The sequence below is a fragment of the Paraburkholderia sp. HC6.4b genome, from assembly GCF_014200875.1.
Lineage (GTDB): Bacteria > Pseudomonadota > Gammaproteobacteria > Burkholderiales > Burkholderiaceae > Paraburkholderia > Paraburkholderia tuberum.
Genome location: NZ_JACHDC010000028.1, coordinates 53,944 through 74,155, shown reverse-complemented (window position 1 = coordinate 74,155; position 20,212 = coordinate 53,944). Strand labels below are relative to the sequence as shown.

Annotated in this window: 18 protein-coding genes; 8 read left to right on the top strand and 10 right to left on the bottom strand. The window is 64.6% G+C overall.

Features of this window, described 5'->3' with window-relative positions:
* Nucleotides 1-35: 35 nt before the first annotated feature.
* Nucleotides 36-1,436: a heavy metal sensor histidine kinase gene (locus tag HDG34_RS34130; protein WP_184067161.1), complete on the bottom strand. Its 1,401-nt coding sequence runs from the start codon at nt 1,434-1,436 to the stop codon at nt 36-38.
* A complete protein-coding gene (locus HDG34_RS34125) occupies nt 1,433-2,104 on the bottom strand; it encodes a heavy metal response regulator transcription factor (RefSeq protein WP_090806021.1) in 672 nt (223 codons plus the stop codon). The genes HDG34_RS34130 and HDG34_RS34125 overlap by 4 nt, the downstream gene beginning before the upstream one ends.
* Nucleotides 2,105-2,336: 232 nt before the next feature.
* On the opposite strand from HDG34_RS34125, the gene HDG34_RS34120 reads away from it, so the two are divergent.
* Genes HDG34_RS34120 through HDG34_RS34110 form a run of 3 tightly spaced genes read left to right on the top strand, consistent with a single transcriptional unit; the run spans nt 2,337 to nt 4,475 of the window.
* Nucleotides 2,337-2,978, top strand: a complete 642-nt coding sequence (locus HDG34_RS34120) for a hypothetical protein (RefSeq protein ID WP_184067158.1) — start codon at nt 2,337-2,339, stop codon at nt 2,976-2,978.
* 43 nt (nt 2,979-3,021) lie between these two features.
* On the top strand, nt 3,022-3,672 hold the full coding sequence (locus HDG34_RS34115) for a cytochrome b/b6 domain-containing protein (RefSeq protein WP_184067155.1): 651 nt from the start codon (nt 3,022-3,024) through the stop codon (nt 3,670-3,672).
* Nucleotides 3,669-4,475 (top strand): molybdopterin-dependent oxidoreductase, encoded by an 807-nt coding sequence (locus HDG34_RS34110; RefSeq protein ID WP_184067152.1) that lies wholly within the window; start codon nt 3,669-3,671, stop codon nt 4,473-4,475. The genes HDG34_RS34115 and HDG34_RS34110 overlap by 4 nt, the downstream gene beginning before the upstream one ends.
* On the opposite strand, the gene HDG34_RS34105 is transcribed toward HDG34_RS34110, so the two are convergent.
* A complete protein-coding gene (locus HDG34_RS34105; RefSeq protein ID WP_184067149.1) occupies nt 4,472-5,440 on the bottom strand; it encodes an AraC family transcriptional regulator in 969 nt (322 codons plus the stop codon). The genes HDG34_RS34110 and HDG34_RS34105 overlap by 4 nt on opposite strands.
* Before the next feature lie 337 nt (nt 5,441-5,777).
* Between HDG34_RS34105 and HDG34_RS34100 the strand changes: the two genes are divergently transcribed.
* The gene (locus HDG34_RS34100; protein WP_184067146.1) at nt 5,778-6,830 is read left to right on the top strand and encodes an NAD(P)-dependent alcohol dehydrogenase; all 1,053 of its coding nucleotides are present in this window, start codon (nt 5,778-5,780) and stop codon (nt 6,828-6,830) included.
* A 741-nt stretch (nt 6,831-7,571) separates the two neighbouring features.
* On the top strand, nt 7,572-8,528 hold the full coding sequence (locus HDG34_RS34095) for a LysR family transcriptional regulator (protein ID WP_184067143.1): 957 nt from the start codon (nt 7,572-7,574) through the stop codon (nt 8,526-8,528).
* A 33-nt stretch (nt 8,529-8,561) separates the two neighbouring features.
* Here HDG34_RS34095 and HDG34_RS34090 read toward each other — a convergent pair whose 3' ends face one another.
* From HDG34_RS34090 to HDG34_RS34070, 5 genes are all read right to left on the bottom strand, one after another.
* The gene (locus tag HDG34_RS34090) at nt 8,562-9,707 is read right to left on the bottom strand and encodes a nucleoside hydrolase (RefSeq protein WP_184067140.1); all 1,146 of its coding nucleotides are present in this window, start codon (nt 9,705-9,707) and stop codon (nt 8,562-8,564) included.
* 170 nt (nt 9,708-9,877) lie between these two features.
* The gene (zwf, locus tag HDG34_RS34085; protein WP_090806032.1) at nt 9,878-11,359 is read right to left on the bottom strand and encodes a glucose-6-phosphate dehydrogenase; all 1,482 of its coding nucleotides are present in this window, start codon (nt 11,357-11,359) and stop codon (nt 9,878-9,880) included.
* A gap of 236 nt (nt 11,360-11,595) precedes the next feature.
* On the bottom strand, nt 11,596-12,528 hold the full coding sequence (gene lhpI / locus HDG34_RS34080; protein ID WP_184067137.1) for a bifunctional Delta(1)-pyrroline-2-carboxylate/Delta(1)-piperideine-2-carboxylate reductase: 933 nt from the start codon (nt 12,526-12,528) through the stop codon (nt 11,596-11,598).
* A gap of 130 nt (nt 12,529-12,658) precedes the next feature.
* The gene (locus HDG34_RS34075) at nt 12,659-13,291 is read right to left on the bottom strand and encodes a C39 family peptidase (protein ID WP_184067135.1); all 633 of its coding nucleotides are present in this window, start codon (nt 13,289-13,291) and stop codon (nt 12,659-12,661) included.
* Between the two features lie 47 nt (nt 13,292-13,338).
* Entirely contained in the window at nt 13,339-14,679 is a 1,341-nt protein-coding gene (locus HDG34_RS34070; protein WP_184067132.1) for an FAD-binding oxidoreductase, read from the bottom strand.
* Nucleotides 14,680-14,910: 231 nt separating this feature from the next.
* On the opposite strand from HDG34_RS34070, the gene HDG34_RS34065 reads away from it, so the two are divergent.
* From HDG34_RS34065 to HDG34_RS34055, 3 genes are all read left to right on the top strand, one after another.
* On the top strand, nt 14,911-15,165 hold the full coding sequence (locus HDG34_RS34065) for a helix-turn-helix domain-containing protein (protein WP_184067129.1): 255 nt from the start codon (nt 14,911-14,913) through the stop codon (nt 15,163-15,165).
* A 1-nt stretch (nt 15,166) separates the two neighbouring features.
* The gene (locus HDG34_RS34060; protein ID WP_184067127.1) at nt 15,167-16,507 is read left to right on the top strand and encodes a type II toxin-antitoxin system HipA family toxin; all 1,341 of its coding nucleotides are present in this window, start codon (nt 15,167-15,169) and stop codon (nt 16,505-16,507) included.
* A gap of 409 nt (nt 16,508-16,916) precedes the next feature.
* A complete protein-coding gene (locus HDG34_RS34055) occupies nt 16,917-17,771 on the top strand; it encodes a helix-turn-helix domain-containing protein (RefSeq protein ID WP_184067124.1) in 855 nt (284 codons plus the stop codon).
* 51 nt (nt 17,772-17,822) lie between these two features.
* Here HDG34_RS34055 and HDG34_RS34050 read toward each other — a convergent pair whose 3' ends face one another.
* Both HDG34_RS34050 and HDG34_RS34045 read right to left on the bottom strand, forming a co-directional pair.
* On the bottom strand, nt 17,823-19,670 hold the full coding sequence (locus tag HDG34_RS34050) for a hybrid sensor histidine kinase/response regulator (protein WP_184067121.1): 1,848 nt from the start codon (nt 19,668-19,670) through the stop codon (nt 17,823-17,825).
* The gene (locus HDG34_RS34045) at nt 19,640-20,209 is read right to left on the bottom strand and encodes a molybdopterin-dependent oxidoreductase (RefSeq protein WP_184067118.1); all 570 of its coding nucleotides are present in this window, start codon (nt 20,207-20,209) and stop codon (nt 19,640-19,642) included. The genes HDG34_RS34050 and HDG34_RS34045 overlap by 31 nt, the downstream gene beginning before the upstream one ends.
* Nucleotides 20,210-20,212 lie beyond the last annotated feature (3 nt).

Here is a 20,212-nt window from a genome sequence, read left to right as displayed (position 1 = left end):
GGCTGAGGCTGCGCCGGACCTACCCCGCTAGCAAGTCACGCACCCGGAAAGCGCAGCTCGAAGCGCACGACGCCCGGTCGCGGACACACCACACGCGCGCCGCCGCCATGCAGATGCATGATCGCCTTCACGATCGCGAGCCCGAGTCCGTTCGATTCGGTGAGCGCGCTGCGCGCCGCGTCGCCGCGATAGAAGCGGTCGAACAGCCGGTCGAGTTGCACGGCGGGAATCGGCTCGCCCTCGTTTTCGACCGTCACCAGCGCGCCTGCTTCGTCCTGCGCGCCGCGCAGGCGCACGATCGTGTCGCCCGCGCCGTAACGCACCGCGTTGACGACCAGATTGTTAATGGCGCGGCGGCACAGCATCGGATTGGCAGACGCGACGCCCGCCGCGTCGACTTCGAAACGCATCCCGCGTTCGTCGGCCAGGCCTTCGAAATAGTCGGCGATCCTGATGAGCTCGCCATGCAGATCGACCGGCTGCCGCTCGATCGACAACGCCGCATGATCCGCATGCGCGAGAAACAGGATGTTCTCCGCGATATGGCTCAGGCGATTCAACTCCTCGAGATTCGATTCGAGCAGTTGCTGATATTCGTCGGCTTCGCGCGGCTGGGCGAGCGCCACCTGGGTTTGGCCGACCAGCGCGCCGACCGGCGTGCGAATCTCGTGCGCGAGATCGGCGGAAAACTGCTGCAGGCGTTGATAGCCGTCGGCGAGACGATCGAGCATCGCGTTGAACGCGTGTGTGAGTTGACGCAGTTCCACCGGCGCCGCTTCGTCGTCGAGCCGGACCGCCAGGTTCGTCGGACTGATTTGCGCGGCCCGCGTGGCGATCTCGCGAACCGGTCGCAGCGCGCGGCGCAGCACGCCGTAAGCGAGCAGCGTCGCGGCCAGCATGCCGCTCAGCGTCGCCAGCACGATGCGGTTGCGGTATTCGGCCAGCATGCGCATTTCGTTCGTCATCGGATGGCCTGCGATCACCTCGACTTCGGCGCCATCCTCGCGCGCTGTCGCGGTCGCAAACGCCCAATGCACCGGCACGCCGTCGGAGAGGCGCGTCTGACGCATGTCGGCGGCACCCGGCGGATTGCCCGCCGGGCCGGCCGGTAGATCAGGCACCGCGAACCTGCCCGGATTCACGTCGACGAACGGCGCTTCGCCCGGCCGCCGGAAGATCAGCACGTCCTCTTCCGCGCCGAGCATCGTCTCGAACAGCAGCGGGCGCTTTTTTAATTCGCTGACCGAATAAAGGTCGTGCACGATGCGGCTGAAATGCTCGACACGGCCGCTCAGCACGACGTCGGCGCGGCGTTGCAGCGAGACTTCGGCGGAATGATAGAAATACGCGCCGAGCGAGCCGATCACCGCGCAGGCGATCAGCGCGAACAGCAACGTGGTGCGCGCGATCAGCGAGCGTTCGCTCCAGAGTTTCATGCGCCGTCGCCGAACGTGTAGCCAATGCTGCGCACCGTGTGAATCAGCTTCTTCCCGAACGGGTGATCGACCTTCGCGCGCAAGCGCTTGATCGCCACGTCGACCACGTTGGTGTCGCTATCGAAGTTCATGTCCCACACCTCCGATGCGATCTGCGAGCGTGACAGCGCTTCGCCCTCGCGGCGCACCAGCAGATGCAGCAGCATGAACTCCTTGTTGGTCAGCGCAATGTCGACGCCCTCGCGCGTGACCCGGCGGCGCAATACGTCGAGCTTGAGGTCGGCGACTTCGAACACGTCGCTCTCGCGGATCACGCCACGGCGCAACAGCGTGCGAACGCGCAGCACCAGCTCGGTAAACGAAAACGGTTTGACCAGGTAGTCGTCGGCGCCGAGTTCGAGACCGCGAATGCGGTCGCTGACCTGATCGCGCGCGGTCAGGAAAATCACCCGCAGATCGCGCCGCGCACGCAACGCCCGCATGATTTCCCAACCGTCGATGCCGGGCAGCATCACGTCGAGAACGACCAGTTCGTATTCATGCTCGAGCGCCAGATGCAGGCCGTCCGTGCCGGTGCGCGCGAGGTCGACCGCGTAGCCATGCTCGCGCAGGCCCTTCTTCAGATAGTCGCCGGTTTTCGGATCGTCTTCGATGACCAGAATGCTCATGATGCTCGCTGCTCCTCTCGCGCGATTCGACCGTAAAGGCCGCGCTCGCACGCGCAAAAAAGCCTGATGACAGCGCTCGAGAACAACCGCAGCGCTCCCGGCGGCCATTCTACGTGGCCGCCATCGACCCTTGATGACGTTTTTGTCATCCTCCCGTCACTCTGACGAGCCGATGCGACGGCTAGTCTGAACGCACCGTCCACCACGCTGCATCCCTTCCTGGAGTTGCCTCATGAAGACCCGCATGAAGATCGCCCGCGCACGAACGCTGCGCGCCCTCGCCGTCCCCGCACTCGCCGCCGTGTTGCTCGCGACGACGTTCGCGGCTTCGGCCCAGACCGCCGCGCCGACCGGCGTGCGCGGCACGGTGACGTCGCTGTCGGGCGATCTGCTCAAAGTCCACACGCGCGATGGTCAGGACGTCGACGTGAAGCTCGCCGCCGACACGCCGATTCGCGGCGTCACGCTCGCCAACGTCAGCGACATCAAGCCGGACAGCTACGTCGGCACCGCCGCGATTCCGCAGCCCGACGGCACGTTGAAGGCGCTCGAAGTGCATGTATTCCCGCCGAGCATGCGCGGTTCGGGCGAAGGTCATCGGCCGTGGGATCTCGGCGCGAACAGCACGATGACGAACGGCACGGTCGGCTCGCTCTTGGTCAGCAACGGCCGCACGATTACCATCAAGTACAAGGATGGCGAGAAGAAGATCGTGATTCCGCAGGACGTGCCCATCGTCAGTCTGGAGCCGGGCAGCCGCGCGTTGCTCACGCCCGGCACGAAGGTCGTGCTGTTCGCGCACAAGGAAGCGGACGGCGCGATGGCGGCGAATTTCATTTCGGCCGGCGAGCATGGCGTGACGCCGCCGATGTAAAGCGGCGCGTCGTTCGTCTTCCTCCCCCTCGTCTTTGAAGACTATGCCCGACTCGCAAGCATTTCTGGTCGTTCATCCCCTCGTCGTTCGCGTGACGCACTGGATCAATGCGTTCGCGATGGTCTGCATGGTGATGAGCGGCTGGGCGATTTATAACGCGTCGCCGATCTTTCCGTTCCGGTTCCCCGTGTGGGCGACGGTCGGCGGATGGCTCGGCGGCTCGATCGCATGGCACTTCGCGGCGATGTGGCTGCTGTGCGCGAACGGCCTGCTGTATCTCGCGCATGGCGTCGCGAGCGGCCATTTGCGTCGCAAGCTGGTGCCGGTGCGTGTCCGCGAGCTGGCGCGCGATGCGGCGCTGGCGTTGCGCCTCAGACTGCCGCACGAGACCGGTAGATACAACGCCGTGCAGCGCGCGTTGTATCTGCTGGTACTGCTGCTCGGCGTGCTGCTGGTCGCATCGGGACTATCGATCTGGAAGCCGGTGCAATTGTCGTGGCTAACCGCGCTGTTCGGCGGCTTCGATTTTGCGCGCCGCGTGCATTTCGTCGCGATGGCCGGCGTGGTCGGCTTTGTCGTCGTGCATCTGCTGCTGGTGCTGCTGGTGCCGCGCACGTTGCCGCCGATGGTCACCGGACGCGCCCGGCGCAACGCGCAGCGCATCGATCAAGCCTCCCAGAGGACTCGCGCATGAGCGCCCCGCAACGAACCGACATGGCGAACGATACGCACGCCAATACAGAAGACGCGCGCCGCTCACGCATCGTGCTTGCCGAGCACCGGCCGCGGATCGAGCAGTTGCAACGCCGCTTGTTTCTGCGCTCCTCGCTATCGATCGGCGCGCTCGCGATGCTGTCCGGCTGCAACCTGCAGGACAACGATTCCGTCGACAAGGTGCTATGGGCGATGTCGCGCTGGAACGACCGCGTGCAGGCGTGGCTGTTCAATCGCAACAAACTCGCGCCGACCTATTCGGCGCGCGATATCACCGATCCGTTTCCGTTCAACGCGTTCTATCCCGAGTTCGACGCGCCCGATATCGACGGCTCGACCTATCGGCTCGAAGTATCGGGGCTCGTCGCGGATAAACGCGGCTGGAGTCTCGAGCAGCTGCGCAGGTTGCCGCAGGTCTCGCAGATCACGCGTCACGTGTGCATCGAAGGATGGAGCGCGATCGGACAATGGAGCGGCGTGCCGTTTCGCACGTTTCTCGAACTGATCGGTGCCGATCTGAGCGCGCGCTACGTCGGTTTCAAATGCGCGGACCGCTATTACTCGAGCCTCGACATGGCGAGCGCGCTGCATCCGCAAACGCAATTGACGCTCGATTTCCGCAACGCGCCGCTGCCGGCCAGATACGGCTATCCGCTGAAGCTGCGCGTGCCGACCAAGCTCGGCTTCAAGAACCCGAAGCACATCGCCGCGATCTTCGTGACCAACACGAACCCGGGCGGCTACTGGGAAGATCAGGGCTACAACTGGTTCAGCGGGCTTTAGACCGCGGTCACATAACGCGGCACCGGCTTGTGCGCGCGCGGCGGCGGCGCATCGTGAGCGACGCGCATGCGCTTGACCTCGTCGACGGGACTCAGGCCGAACAGCCGCTTGAACTCGCGGCTGAACTGCGACGCGCTTTCGTAACCGACCCGCACGGCGGCCGCGCCCGCATTCAAGCCATCCTGCACCATCAACAGACGCGCGTGATGCAGACGCGTGGTCTTCACGTACTGCATCGGCGAGGTCGCGGTGACCGCCTTGAATTGCGCATGAAACACCGCGAGGCTCATGCCGGCCTCGGCCGCGAGCGTATCGACATCGAGCGACGCGTGGTAGTCCGCATGAATGCGCCGCAGCGCTTTCGCGATGCGGCCAAAGTGATTCTGATGCGTGAGCGCCGCGCGAATCGCGCCGCCCTGCTCGCCGGTCAACACGCGATAACAGATTTCCCGGACGATGCCAGGCGCCAGGATTTGCGCGTCGAGCGGCGACGCGAGCGCCTCCAGCAGACGCTGCACCGCGCTGCTCAGTGCGGCATCGAGCGGCGTCGAATACATGCCGGCCGGTTCGTATTGCGCGAGGCCCTGGGTTTCGTTGAGCGCCATCAGCAGTTCGGCGACCATCGTCAGATCGACGCGCACCGACATGCCGAGAAACGGCTCCTGTTCGCTTGCCTCGGTCTCGCATTCGAACGGCAACGGCACCGACAGCACCAGGTACTGCTGTGCGTCGTACTGGAACACCTGATCGCCGAGATAGCCGCGCTTGCGCCCCTGACAGACGATCACGATGCTCGGCTCGTACATGACCGGCATGCGCGGCATAGGACGATTCGCGCGCAGCAGGCTGACGCCTTCGAGGCTCGAGCGCGTCATGCCGGCATTCGGCGCGAGCAGGTTGAACAGTTCGAGCAAGCGGCGTTGCGCGGAGTCTTCCGGAATGGAACCGACAGCTTGAGTGGACATGACGATATGGCGACGGCCAGGAGAATAATGCTTGAAATTTAGCATCAAACAGCCTGTCGCGCTGCCCCTCCAGAGTTTTAGGCAAACCTTCAAGACGATCAGGTATTCCCCGGGCGGCGCCGGGTCCCTAAGATGGGAACCCTGCCGGATCGCCTTTTTCGACGCGCGCAGCGTGCGCGGTCATCGACCGCCATGCGCCGACTGCTTGCCAATGGCGGCCCCCAACGCTCGCGCCCCGATCCCGGTTCATGCTGCGGCCCGCCGCATCCGCAACCCCGTGTTGCGCATCGTCGGCGCGTCGCATGTTGCGCCATCACCCTCTTTGCTGGAGCCATCCATGAGCACGACGTATGCCTATGCAGCGACCGACGCCACCGCGCCGCTCGCCCCATTTGAAATCCAGCGCCGCGCACCGCGCGCCCATGACGTGCAGATGGAAGTGCTGTACTGCGGCGTGTGCCATTCCGACCTGCATCAGGCGCGCAACGAATGGAAGAACACGATCTACCCGGTCGTGCCGGGCCACGAGATCGTAGGCCGTGTGACCGCGGTTGGTCCGAACGTGACGAAGTACAAGGTCGGTGAACTGGTCGCGGTCGGCTGTCTGGTCGATTCGTGCCGCACCTGTTCGAGCTGCGCGGAAGGTCTCGAGCAGTATTGCGAGAACGGTTGGGTGGGCACGTATAACGGTGTCGATCGCGTCGACGGACAGGTCACTTACGGTGGCTATTCGACGCAACTGGTCGTCGATGAGGCTTTCACGCTGCGCGTGCCGCGGAATCTCGACGCCGCGGGTGTCGCGCCGCTGCTGTGCGCGGGCATCACCACGTATTCGCCGCTACGCACGTGGGGCGTGGGCCCGGGCAAGAAGGTCGGGATTGTCGGCCTCGGTGGACTCGGCCATATGGGTGTGAAGCTGGCTCGGGCGATGGGCGCGCAGGTCGTGCTGTTTACGACTTCGCCGTCGAAGATCGAGGATGCGAAGCGGCTTGGCGCGCATGAAGTCGTGGTTTCGAAGAATCCGCAGGAGATGGAAGCGCATGTGAATAGCTTCGATTTCATTCTCAATACGGTGGCTGCGCAGCATGATCTGAATCCGTTTTTGAATCTGCTCAAGCGTGACGCGACGATGACGTTGGTGGGTGCTCCGGAGCACGATCATCCGTCGCCGCAGGTGTTCAATCTGATCTTCAAGCGGCGGCGCCTTGCTGGTTCGCTGATTGGCGGTATTGCCGAGACGCAGGAGATGCTCGATTTCTGTGGCGAGCATGGCATTACTTCTGATATTGAAATGATTCCGATGCAGAAGATTAATGAAGCTTATGAGCGCATGCTCAAGAGCGATGTGAAGTATCGGTTTGTGGTTGATATGGATTCGATGCGGAAGTAATAGCAACTTTTTTGGCCGCGCAGCGGGTGGTTTTTTTGCGCCTGCGGCGCGGGGTTCTGTTTTGTTGTTGTGTTTTTTTGCCTTCGCACTTTTTTCTGTGTTCTTAGGGCGTTGGCCTTTCCTTGATTTCTTGTCGGTCTATTGGCGTTGCCCCTGTGCGGGGCGGCACCTACTTTCTTTGCTGCTGCAAAGAAAGTAGGCAAAGAAGACAGCTTTAAACCGCTAACTCTTAAGCGGGTCCCTCTGTATACCGCGGGTAGTGGTGCATCTGGAATCTGTGTTCCCGCACACTCCGCGTTAGTGACAAGGCCGTCATTCCTCCGGCGGCGCTGCGCGCGCCGAAGCGCTGTTCTCAAACCATTGGTTGTTTCGGCGCGTCGCCGAGGCGCAGCCGATGGCCTCACCAACCTAAAAAAACAGTCTGGTTTTCCTTGCATACCCGTCCGCGACGCACGTAGTGCGGAGCGGGATGGATGACGGCTTTGTCACTGCCGTGGAATGTGCGGGGGCACGGATTCCAGATGCACCACTGCCATTCGTGGAGCACGGTGCCCGCTTAAGAATTAGCGGTTTGAGCTGTCTTCTTTGCCTACTTTCTTTGCAGCAGCAAAGAAAGTAGGTGCCGCCCCGCACAGGGGCAACGCCAATAGACCGACAAGAAATCAAGGAAAGGCCAACGCCCTAAGAACAAAGACAAATCCGCCGCAGGCAAAAAAACAGAAAACCATTTGGAGCATCCCAGTGATCGACAGAATAACTGCAATGCGCACATTCATCCGAATTGTGGACACCAACAGTTTCACCCGCGCAGCGGAGTCATTAAACATTCCGCGTGCAACGGCGACGACGATCGTCCAGAACCTGGAAGCCCTGCTGGGCACAGCGCTGTTAGTCCGTACGACGCGCCGCCTGAGCATCACGCCAGAAGGCGCGGCCTACTACGAACGCTGCGCGCAAATCCTGGCCGACATCGACGAAATGGAAGCCAGCCTCCGTAATTCGACCGACAACCTCACCGGCCGCCTCCGCATCGAAATGCCCAGCGCGGTAGCGAGTGCAATCGTGCTGCCGTCGCTAGACGACTTCCACACCCGTTACCCGAACCTCGACCTCGCGATCGGCGTCAGCAACCGCACCGTCGATCTGGTCTCCGAAGCAATCGACTGCAGCATCCAGCTCGGTGAATTGCCCGATTCCAATCTCGTCGCGCGGCAACTCGGCACGCTCGATCAGGTCACCTGCGCGAGTCCGGCCTACCTGGCCCGCCACGGCACGCCCGCCGATCTCGACGATCTGCGCGCGCACGTCGCGGTCAACTGCGTGTCGCCGCATAGCGGCCGCGAATGCGACTTCGATTTCGAAGTGAGCGGTGAAGCGCGCAAGGTCAAGCTCAACGGCTTCGTACAAGTCAGCGACGAACAGGCGTACCTGACCTGCGGACTGCAAGGCCTCGGCATGATCCAGCCCGCGCGCATCGCCGCGCAGCCTTACCTCGATTCGGGCTTGCTGCATGAAGTGCTGCCGCAATGGAAACCCGTGCCGATGCCGGTCTCGGTCGCGTATGTGAAGAACCGCCGCGTGTCGCCGCGCGTGCGCGCGTTCGTCGATTGGCTCGCGGAACTGTTCGAGAAAGCCGGGCACGTCGAGCAGGATCTGTCGCGCGTGCGTCAGTTGCTGCGCGGCCTGCATCCCGCGTGAAGCGGGTGCGGGCGCGCGGCGCTCGCGCGTTGACTAGTCCAACGGCCGCACCGGCACCGGCCGCGTCAACAGATCGACATAGAAATTAAAAAACGCCGGATTATCAAATCGTTTGACGACCGTCATCTTCTGCAACCCCGGCGGCGGCGAACTCGTGTAGCCCTTTGCCTTGCCATCGTTGGCGCCGAAGCCCGTATCCACCTCCACCCACTCCTCGACGGTCTGCGTCGCGAACGACGGATGCATCAGATAAGCGAGCGTCAGCGTGTCCCAGATGTTCGTCGTGTAGTTCGGATTGGTCTCGAAGCCGTTCTTGCCGTCGTATCCGTAGCCGTTCAGCGTCCTGAACAGTTGCGTGATGATGGTCTGCTTCGCCGGATCGTGCGCGACGCGATCGTACAGTGCCTTGTCCATTTTCACGGTATCCGTCACGTCGAGCGGAATCACCGTCTGTTTGATCGGCAGACGCAGCACCGCTTTCGCCGCTGCGGGATCGAACCACCAGTTGAATTCGGCGGTGGGCGTGGTATTGCCCCGCACGTCGATCGCGCCGCCCATGTAAATGATCTGCTTGATCAGCGGCACGATCTCGGGATGCTCGCGCGTGGCCAACGCGATGTTGGTCAGCGGGCCGATCGCGAGGATCGTCACCTCGCCCGGGTACCGCTTGACCGATTCGGCGATGAAGTCGATCGCGCTCTGGCTCTGCACCTTCGTGTGCGTCGCGAAGCCGTCCGGCGGCGCGACGAGGTCGCTAGCCGAGTTCGGCTCGGGCTTGCTCCATGCGCCAACATAGCCATCGCCGCCGGGGAATTCCTTCAGTTCCCGCTGGATCGTTTTGAAGTCGTGCGTCAGTGCGTAGTTGGCGCCCGCATAGACGCCGATCTGTTGTTCGACGCCGAGTCGTTCGACCGATTTCAGCGCATCGGCAACACCTTGCTTCAGCCACTGATTGCCCGACACCACGGTAATGCCGAGCACTTTCAGCGAGCCCTGCGCCTGCAATTGCGCGGCCATCACCCCGAGCTGGCCGTCATCGCCGAGCGTGTTGTAGTCGCTGTCGATGATCACCTTCGGCGGATCGCTCCGGGCATCGAGACTGCTGCTGGCGCAAGCCGTGAGATCGAGTGTGATTGCCACGCTTGCCGCCCAGATCAATGCCACGAGAATTCGCCCCATCGATGCCCCGTTTGGAATGCCGCTGAGTGACGCGGACAAGGAAACCATCATAGGCGCAAGCCGTATGAATGACGAATGATCAGCGCGGCAACGACAGCACACGCAAAAGCGGCTCGCGACGCCACTGCAACGTCGCGAGCCGCTTCGAATAGCGCGCTGTCAAAAGCCCGTTACTGCGATTCCTCCGCCCACACGGCGTTCTCCCGCGTCATCAACGCGGTCGATGCCGCCGGTCCGAACGTGCCCGCCGAGTATGAGCGCGGCCGCTCGCCCGACTTCGCCCAGCCTTCGAGAATCGGCTCGGCCCACGCCCATGCCGCTTCGAGTTCGTCGCGGCGCATGAAGTGCGTCAGACGTCCGCGGATCACGTCGATCAGAAGCCGCTCATAGGCTTCCGCGCGACGCTCGGTGAACGCCTGCTGCAGGTCGAGGTTCAGGCTCACCGGCAGCATGTGCATGCCGCTGCCCGGCTCTTTCGCGAGCACCTGCAACTGGATCGACTCTTCGGGTTGCAACTGGATCACCAGACGATTGCCGTAGGTTCGTCCGCCGCTCGGGATGATCGAGAACGGCAGATCGGAGAATTCGATGACGATCTCCGACAGCTTCTTCTGCATCCGCTTGCCGGTGCGCAGGAAGAACGGCACGTTGGCCCAGCGCCAGTTGTTGATCCGCGCGCGCAACGCGACAAAGGTTTCGGCGCGGCTGCCCGCCGGCACGTTGTCTTCCTCGAGGTAGCCCTTGACCGCCTCGCCATCCACCGCGCCCGCCGTGTACTGGCCGCGCACCGTGTCGCGCGCGATGTCCTCGGGCGTCATCGGCCGCAGCGAGCGCAGCACCTTCAGCTTTTCGTCGCGCACCGCGTCGGGATCGAGCGACACCGGCGGCTCCATCGCGACGATGCACAGTAGTTGCAGCAGGTGGTTCTGCACCATGTCGCGCAGCGCGCCGGTCTTGTCGTAGAATCCCGCGCGGCTGCCCACGCCGACCGTTTCGGCCACTGTGATCTGCACGCTCTTGATGTACGGCGCCTGCCACAGCGGCCCGAAAATCGGATTGCCGAAGCGCAGCACCATCAGGTTCTGCACGGTTTCCTTGCCGAGGTAGTGGTCGATCCGGTAGATCTGCGCTTCTTCGAAATGCTTGCCGACCGCGTTGTTGATCTCCTGAGCGGACGCGAGATCGTGGCCGAGCGGCTTTTCGAGCACCACCCGCGAATTGCCATCGACGAGCCCGGCCGACGACAGGTTGTCGCAGATATGGGTGAACAGATCCGGCGACGTCGCCAGATAGAACACGCGGTTCACGCCGTCGCGCGACGCTTCCTTCAGGCGCAGGTAGTCCTCGGCCGCATCGACGTCCATCCGCACGTATTCGAAAATCGCGAGGAATTTGTCCCACGCCGACGCGTCGAACGCTTTTTCGTCGATGAAGGGCTTGGCCTTCTGCTCCATGAATTCGCTGATGTATTCCTCGCGCGACCAGGGCTTGCGCCCGATCGTCAGAATGCGGGTGTCGGGCGGCAGGTTGCAGTGCAGATGCGCCATGTACAGCGCGGGCAGCAGCTTGCGGAACGACAGGTCGCCGGTGCCGCCGAAGATGATCATGTCGAGCGGCAGGTCAGGTGTGGCAGGAGCTTGTTGGGTCGTCATGGCACGGTCGCAGCGTCTAGGGGGAAGGCGTCGATCAGGAATCGGCGGCGGGCGGACGGGCTACGGCTCACGTCCGCTATGGCGCTTTTTCCGGCAAACATCTATGGTGCAACGTTTTGAGATAGTTTGCACGGCAGCATCTGCCGCAGGTTAGCGCAAGTTGCCAACCTTGCGTGCCAGACAGTCGTTTTTTCGGGATATTTTGCGGGATTATTTGCCGGTTGGGCCGCTGACGGTCAGCCGCGCGCCAGCGCGTCACGCGCGACCCGGCACGCGGCCAGATCCCACGCCGCGCAGCCTACGCTCTTGAACACCACCGGCCCCGCCGGCAAGGGCTGCGTCTGCTCGAGCACCGCGGCGATCCCGCCCACCCGCGCCCAATCGACACCGGCCTGGATGAAATCGCCGGCCTCGTGCATTGCGCCAGCCTGATCGTCGACGAACAGCGCGCTGCCCGCGATCGTAGTCGCGCCGATCTCGACCATCTGCGGCGTGAAAGCGCCGACGCCGATCACGAGCCGCTCGGCGCGCGCCGTCTCGTCGTAGACCGGCTGTTTGCTCGTGGTCAACGCGATCACGACGTCGACCGAAGCGGGAATCGTCGCGCCCGCATCCGCGAGCGGCCGCAGCTCACGCACCTTGCCGCGCTGCGCCGCGCAGAACGCTTCGGCGCGCGCGGGCGCGCTGCCCTTGACCCACACGCGCGCGTCGGCAAACAGTTCGCCGATCGCCTCCAGATGATTGAGCGCCTGCGTGCCGGTGCCGATCAGCAGGAATTCACGCGGCGCGCCCGCGGCGAACGTCGCGATGCCGAGCATCGACATCGCAGCGGTCCGGCGCCCCGTCACTGTCGGACCATCGAGGATGAACAGCGTCTCGCCGGTATCGGCATCGAAGGCCATGACCTGACCGTGGATCGTCGGCAGATGGCGCGCGCCGTTGCTCGCGCACACATTGACGAGCTTGTGGATCGCGAGATCGGGCGCGGTGGCGGGCATCGACAGCATGACGCCACCGGCGTTCAGCGGCACGACGAGCCGCTCGGGGCTCACGATGCGTCGTTGCGCGTAGTCGATGCTAGCGCGCCTCAACGCGTCGACAAGCGCTGCGTAAGGCATCAGCCGCGCGGTGGCGGCGGCGTCGAAGATCTGCGTGATCGGGCGGGTCATGGGCGGAACGATCCAATGGGGGATGGAGTGGGCATGACGTCACCGTAACCGAGCGCGAAAAAATTGACCAGTCGTGTGGACGTCTACTGCCCGCCGAATCGCGAACTCCGCTTCATGCCCAGCGCGCCGGCTAGCTCGTGCCGCGGCTGAGCGTCATCCCCCGCCCTGCATGGAAACGCGAGATCGTCGCGAACGGCAGGTACACGTCGGACTGGTGCGGCGCGACGCCCGACGGGTTGTGAAACCACACGCCGCCGCGATCCCGCCCGTGCAGCAGGATCAGATGACCGCCCCGCCGCTGGTTCGTCCGCTCCGGATAGCGGATCTCGGGACTGACCGACACGATCGCGAGCGTATCGTCGTCGAGCCGCGCCGCGATCTCCTCGAGCGACGCCTGCGGCAGCACCTCGATATCGAGGCCGAACGCCGGGCCCGCCCAGTCGGCGAACGGCCGGTAGATCAGACCGTCGACGCCACCATCGTCGCGCAACCGGTATACGCCGTGCCGCAGCGCGTCGTCGAGCAGTGCGGCGCGCGGCGCGTGATCGATGCTCCAGTAGTCGAGAGCCGACTCGAGGCACGTCAGCCCGCACAGGCGTTGCGCCCAGAAGCGATAGCGCTCGGGGTCGGCGAAACCGCTGCGCTGCCAGTGCGGATCGTCGCACGGGTCGCGCTGCTGTTCGACGATGGCGCGCACCCACTCGGGGCTGCCCCATTGCGTGTAGTACGGGACGTCGGCGTGGCGGAGAACGGGTTCGGTCATCGGTGGTATCGGTCGGGTTGGGTTGTATCGGGTCGGGTCGCGCGGGGTTACAGCATGCTGCGCGGCCGCTTCATCGTGCCGTCGAAGAAACGCTGCAAACGGAACGCCGACAGATCGAGCGACGGCTCGCCGCCATCGTTGAGTTCAGCCAGCAGCTTGCCGACGATCGGCCCCATCGCGAAACCGTGACCGCAGAAGCCGGTCGCGATCGTCAGGCCCGGGACCTGCGGCGGCGCATCGATCACCGGAATGCCGTCGGGCAACACGTCGATCAGCCCCGCCCACGCCTCGACCACCTGGGCGTCGCGCAACGCCGGAAACAGTGCGCGCAGCTTTTTCAGCGCGCGCGGCGCGTGGCGCGCGTTCGGCTGCGGATGCGGGTCGCGCGGATAGAGCACGCGTTCGGCGTCGGGCACGCCGCCCGGCAGACGTTCGCGCAGATCGTGCAAACAGGCGCCGTTCAGATGGAAGCTGAACTTCTCGCGCTGCGTCCACAGTTCGGGCAAAAACCATTTCAGCGCGCGGAAATGACCGAGCGTCATGTCGAGGTCGACCTGCATGTCGTCGGCGAGATTGATCGCGCCGTTCGCGCGCTGCCGGATGCCGAGACCGTGGCCCCAGAAGGTCGACGCCGTGATCGGCGGCAACGGATTGGTGCGCATGCAGGTACCGCGCACGGCCTGCTGCGGCAGTTCGAGACCGAGCGTCCCGAACAGCCGCCAGCTGCTCGCGCCGGCCACGCAGATCAGACGCGAGGTACGAATCGTGCCGCGCTCGGTGACCACACCAGCGATCGCACCGCCCGCGCGTTCGACGCCGACCACGCCGCAGCCCTCGAAAAACAGCGCGCCGGCTTGGGCCGCCCGTGCCGCGAAGGCCGCGGCGACGCGGCGCGGTTCGGCCTGACCGTCGCTTGGCGTGTACAGGCCGCCGAGCGCGGGGCCCTGCATGCCGGTCACCACGGCGTCGATCTGCCTGCGGTCGAGCGTGCGGGTATCGAGGCCATACTGACGCGCGACCTCGGTCCATTGCTGAAACGATGTCCAGTCTTCGTCATGGGTGGCGACATACAGGCAACCGCCCTGGCGCCATTCGAGATCGAAATTCAGCTCACGTTCGAGTTCTTTCCACAATGGAATGCTGGCCATCATCAGCGGCACCTCCGCGGCTTCGCGACCCTGCTGACGCACGAAGCCCCACGCGCGCGATGACTGCTGCCCGGCGATCCGCGACTTGTCGAGCACCGCCACCGACAGGCCGCGCCGCGCCAGGTAATAAGCGGCCGCGCAGCCCATGATGCCGGCACCGGCGATCACGACGTCGGCGTGGCTGGGAAACGGTTGGTCGGCGGGCGTGAAGGTCGAGTGCAGCGGGTAAGTCGTGGTCATGGGTGGGCGGATTGGCGATGTGGGCGTCATCTTCGCAGTGGGAGCCATTGTCCGCAATGACGAGCGACGTCGGCACCGCGGCTGGTCGCAGCCGGGACAGCGCAGCCGGCGCCTGCCGGAATGCCCGATTATCCGTCACACGAATATTCGTCGATTATGCGTCACGCAAATATTTGACAAATATTCGTCTCATGCATAAATTGCGTTTATTCGTCTCGCAGATAATCCGCCATGCTCCACCTGATCGCCACGTCGGACCAGCTCGCGCAGTTGCTAGCGGCCAGCCGCCGCCAGGCCGGCCTCACGCAGACCGAGGCCGCCGCGCGCGTCGGCGTGAGCCAAAGCCGCATTTCCGCGCTCGAAACCGATGCGAGCGGGCTCACGCTCTCCCAGCTGCTCGCGCTGTGCGGCGCCTACGGCCTGCAACTGCAGTTGCGCGACAAAAATCAGCCGAGCTCCGAGCCGGCACCGAACGTCGAGTGGTGAGATGGCCCGGCAAACCGCTTCGAAGGCATTGTCGGTGTGGGCCAACGGCGAGCGCGTCGGGCTCTGGCGGCTGCCCGCGCGCGGCCCGATGGAGTTCGCCTACGACGCCGCCTGGATCGCGTCGCCCGCGGGTCGTCCGCTGTCGCTGTCGCTGCCGTTCACGCCCGGCAACATGACGCACAAAGGGCCGCGGGTGCTCAACTACTTCGACAACCTGCTGCCCGACAGCGACGTGATCCGCAAACGCATCGCGCAGCGCTACCGGACCGAAACGCTCGAAGCATTCGACCTGCTGCAGGCCATCGGCCGCGACTGCGTCGGCGCGGTCCAGCTGCTCGCCGAAGACGACGCGCCGGCCGGGGTCCAGCGCATCGAAGGCACGCCGCTTTCCGACGACGACATCGAGGCGCTGCTCGCGCAGACGGTCGGCAAACCGACGCTCGGCGCGCCCGACGAATTTGACGACTTCCGCATCTCGCTCGCCGGCGCGCAGGAGAAAACCGCGCTGCTGTGGCACGACGGCCAATGGCAACGGCCGCACGGCGCGACGCCGACCACGCATATCTTCAAGCTGCCGCTCGGGCTGGTCGGCAACCGGCTCGCCGATCTCAGCACGTCGGTCGAAAACGAGTGGCTGTGTCTGCGGATTCTGCGCGCGTTCGGCCTGCCGGTCGCGAACACCGAGGTGCTCAGGTTCGGCAAGCAGCGCGTGCTCGCCGTCGAACGCTTCGACCGGCAGATGCATTCGAGCGGCCGCTGGCTGCTGCGTCTGCCGCAGGAAGATTTCTGCCAGGTCTACGGCGTGCCGTCGCATCGCAAGTACGAAAACGAGGGCGGCCCCGGCGTGCTCGACCTCGCGCGGATTCTGCAGCAATCGGTCGAGGCGCGGCAGGACATCGAGACCCTGCTCGCGAGCCAGATCCTGTTCTGGATGCTGGCCGCGCCGGACGGCCACGCGAAGAACTTCAGCATCCGCCTGCTCGCCGGTGGCCAGTACCGTCTGACGCCGCTTTACGACGTGATGTCGATCTGGCCGGTCGAGGGCAACGGCCCGAACCAGTGGTCGTGGTACAAGGCGCGGCTTGCGATGGGTCTATGGTCGCGCAGCAAGCACGATGCGTTTCGCGACGTGCAGCGGCGACACTTCAACGCGATGGCGTTGAAGTGCTCGTACGGCGCCGACGCCGAGCCGCTGCTCCAGCGTCTGATCGAGCAGACACCTGGCGTGATCGAGCGGGTCTCGGCGGAGTTGCCCGAGCGCTTTCCGGGCAAGGTCGCCGAGCGGATTTTCAAAGGACTTCAAAATTCGGCGGCCCGGCTCGACACGATGCCGGCAAGCTGAACGCGGACCGCGCGTGTGCCGGCGCAAACCCGATCCCTCCGGACACACGTTTGATTGCGCCTCTCGCCTGGCTTTTCCGCAAGGGCGGAGCTGCCGGGCTTTGCGGCAAGCGGCCGGATCCGTCGCCTTGCGCACTACTCATTCGTGGATTCCCTACGGTTTCGTCATCGTTTCACCGGTAGAATGCCTTTTGATGCTCAATGCATCAAAAGTCACCGGCACGGCCATGGCGTCGCTTGCATCAGCGGACTCGGCGGCCGGTCTGACAAAATCATAAATGGTGATTTTTTTTACGGTACATTTGCTGTCCCCGCGTGACCGATTCATGCGCATAGCATGCGCAGGGTCGGCTTGCGCCTGCCGACCGCGCTCCAGATGTACCTTTTAACCCGGCGGATTTTCACCCAGCATGGCCAACGAAACACACTCACCCGACTCCATCGCGGTTGCCGAGCGCGTGCGCGAGTTGATGAGCAGGCATGGAATCGGCAAGCGACAGCAAACCACGGAGCTATGCCGCATCCTCGATCTGAGTTTTTCTCAGGGGCACCGCAAACTGCGCGGCAATAGTCCGTGGACGCTGTCGCAGATCAAGAAAGTCGCCGAGGTATTCGACGAACCCGCGGCGCAGCTGTTCGGCGCGCAGTCGCTCGATCCGGGCGTCGTCGGCGCGATCGCCCAGGAGGCGGTGTTCTGCATCGGCGCGACCGAAATCGCCTGCACCGCGTGGGTCGGCGCGGCGCTCGAACCGGGTAGCCGCCCGGAATTCGTCGCCTATTCGCGGCTCGGTCAATGGCGCGTCTCGCGTCATGATGGCGCGCTGTATCAGAGCGCGTACGAAGTCCACAAGATCGAGATCTATCCGCGCCGCGCCGAGACCGACAAGCCGGCCATCGCGGTGGTCGACGACGATCGTGCAAGCGCCGATAACCTGCGCGATTATCTGGAGCGCAGCGGCTTTACGGCGGTCGCGATCTATGGGCTCGCGGCCTTCAGCGAGCAGTTGCAGACGCAGGTGTTCGACGGCGTGATCATCGACTGGCTGTTCGGCTCGCAGACCTCGGCGGCCGCGATTCGCGCGGTGCGCGCGTCGGAGAACCCGGACGCGCCGATCTTCGTGCTGACCGGCGAACTGCTGACCGGCAAGGCCAGCGAATCGGAGATCAGCGAGGTGATCCGCGATTTCGACGTCGCGTGCTACGAGAAGCCCGCGCGCATGGCGATCCTCGTCGCCGATCTGTCGAAGCGGCTGAACCGCCCCTAAAGCGCGGGCGCCGATGCGCGCCCCGTTCGCGGCAGCGCCGCCTTCACGCGCTCACGCCTGATGCCGCGCCGCCAGCGCCCGCTGCAGGGCGTGCTTCAGATCCTCGTAATGGACTGGCTTTAACAGCGCCTCGAACACCGACGGCACACCAGTCGCGCCACTTTCGCCATTCCGCACGACCTCCGGCGCGTACGCGCTGACCACGATCACCGGCACGCCCGCCGACGGTCCGTCGCGCGTCGCGAAGTCTTCGAGAAACGTGTAGCCATCGCGCTCCGGCATGTGCAGATCGAGCAGCACCACTTCGCAGCGGTGGGTGTCGAGCCACGCGAGCGCGTCGTTGGCATTGCCGAATGCGAGCGAGTCGTAGCCCATGTGCGCGACCATTTCGCTGAGCGACTCGCGGATCAGCCGGTTATCGTCGATGATCAGCACGCACGGCTGCGCGCCGTCCGGCTCGGCTTGCTCCGCGACCTCGGCCGGCTCGACGGTTGCGACCGGCACGACCGGGATCGTCACCGTGAAGCTGGTGCCCTCGCCGACCGTGCTCGCGACATCCACCGTGCCGCCGAACAGCTTCACGAGCCCTTGCACGATCGTGAGCCCCATCCCCGCGCCTTCGAAGCGGCGCGTGCGCGACGCGTCGAGCTGCGTGAACTCCTCGAAGATCAGCGGGATCTGTTCGGACGGCACGCCCGGCCCCGTATCGCTGACGACGAAAACCAGCAGCGCCGGCTCTTGCCGCAGTTCGACGCGCACCGTGCCGGTCTCGGTGTAGCGGATCGCGTTGGTGACGAGGTTGTTGACGATCTGCCGGATGCGGTGCGGGTCCGACTCGACGAGCCCGCTCGCGCCGCTCGCCTCGCTTTCGAGCTCGAGCCCGCGCGTCCTGGCGGACATCGTGTGTTCATCGACGATCGACGCCAGCAGCTCGCGCGGCTCGAAATGCTGGTGCCGCAGTTCGAGCTTGCCGGCGCCAAGGCGCGCGTAGTCGGTCAGGTCCTTCATCTGCGCCTCGAGATGGCGCGCCGCGGTTTCGAGCCGCTGGATCACCTTGCGGTCGGCCTCCGAGTGATAGGTGAAGCCGAGCAGTTCCACCGACGAGACGATCGCATGCAGCGGCGTGCGCAGTTCATGGCCGATCATGCCGAGAAACGCATCCTTCGCGAGGCTCGCCTCGCGCGCCGCGCGGCTCGCCTGATGCTCGGCTTCCAGCGCCGCGCGCTGCTGGCGCATGAGCCGCGTGCGGCGCCGGCCGTTGAGCACGAGCAGCAGCGTCGCCGCCGCCGACAGCAATAGCAGCACCAGACCGCCCGCGAACAGAAAGCGGCGCTTGTCGATGAAATCGCGGTTCATCGCCTCGCGGTCGGCGACATCGGCGAAACGGCGCGACAGCGCGAGATCGTTGACCTCGCTCCAGTGCTGGCGCAGCTGCGCGTCGATCCGCGCGGCACGCGCACGGTCGCGCTGCAGTACCTCGATCTCGGGCTGGATGTCGTCGAGCACAGTCTCGAGCGTCTTGATTTCGTCGAGCTGCCGTTGCAACAGAGCGAGCTGCGCGGAGAGCCGCTGCGTCGAGCCGGCCATCACGCGCAGCTTCGATTGCAGCAGTTGGAAGCGCAGCTGCAACTGCTGATAATCGTCGTCGGCACCGGACTGATACAGCAGCAGCTGGTTCTCGAAGCGCGCGTACGCGATCTGCAGTTGCGCGGCGTCCCAGTAGAAACCGTCGTAGGTACCGGTCAGCTGCTCGGTCGCGCGCGGGTTCAACAGGTTCGCATAGAGCAGATAGCCGATCGCGCCGGCGGGCGCCGCGAGCGCCATCAGCCAGATCAGCACGTTCAACACGCGCCGCCACGGACGGCGCGCTATTTGACGATGAGGGCCTTGATCTGCCATACGAATTTCGAGTCGCCGACCGCGCCAGTCAGTTCATCTGGAAAAGCGTCGCGCGGATAGATCAGAAACAGCGGCCCGAAGTCGCTGAGTTTCAGGCGCCGGCCGTTCATGCTGTACGCGACGATCACGCCGTAGCGTTCGCAGTCCGACACCGGCACGGTGTAGGTGTAGTCGTCGAACGTGTGGAGTTCGATCTGGGTGCCGTACGCGCCGACGGCCTTCAGGATGTCGGCGAGCCTGGGCCCGGTGAACGTCGAGCGCGGCGTCCAGGTGGTCGAGGTCGTGATCGTATGCACGGGCAGCGCGAGCAGTTGAGCCTCGTTGAAGTGATAGCTGCGATGCGCGGCGTCGTTGGTATTGGCGATCTTGCCCTGCACGTCGAGCGCCAGCGCCGGCGACTGCCGCGCGCCCGGCTGCGCATGCGCGCAACAGACGGAAAGCCCGACGATCAGTCCCGCCAGCCCCGTCAGCCAGCGCATCCGCCAGGGCACACCGGTTCCGCTGGCTGCGTTGCACAGCGTTGCAATCAGATTGGCCATTTG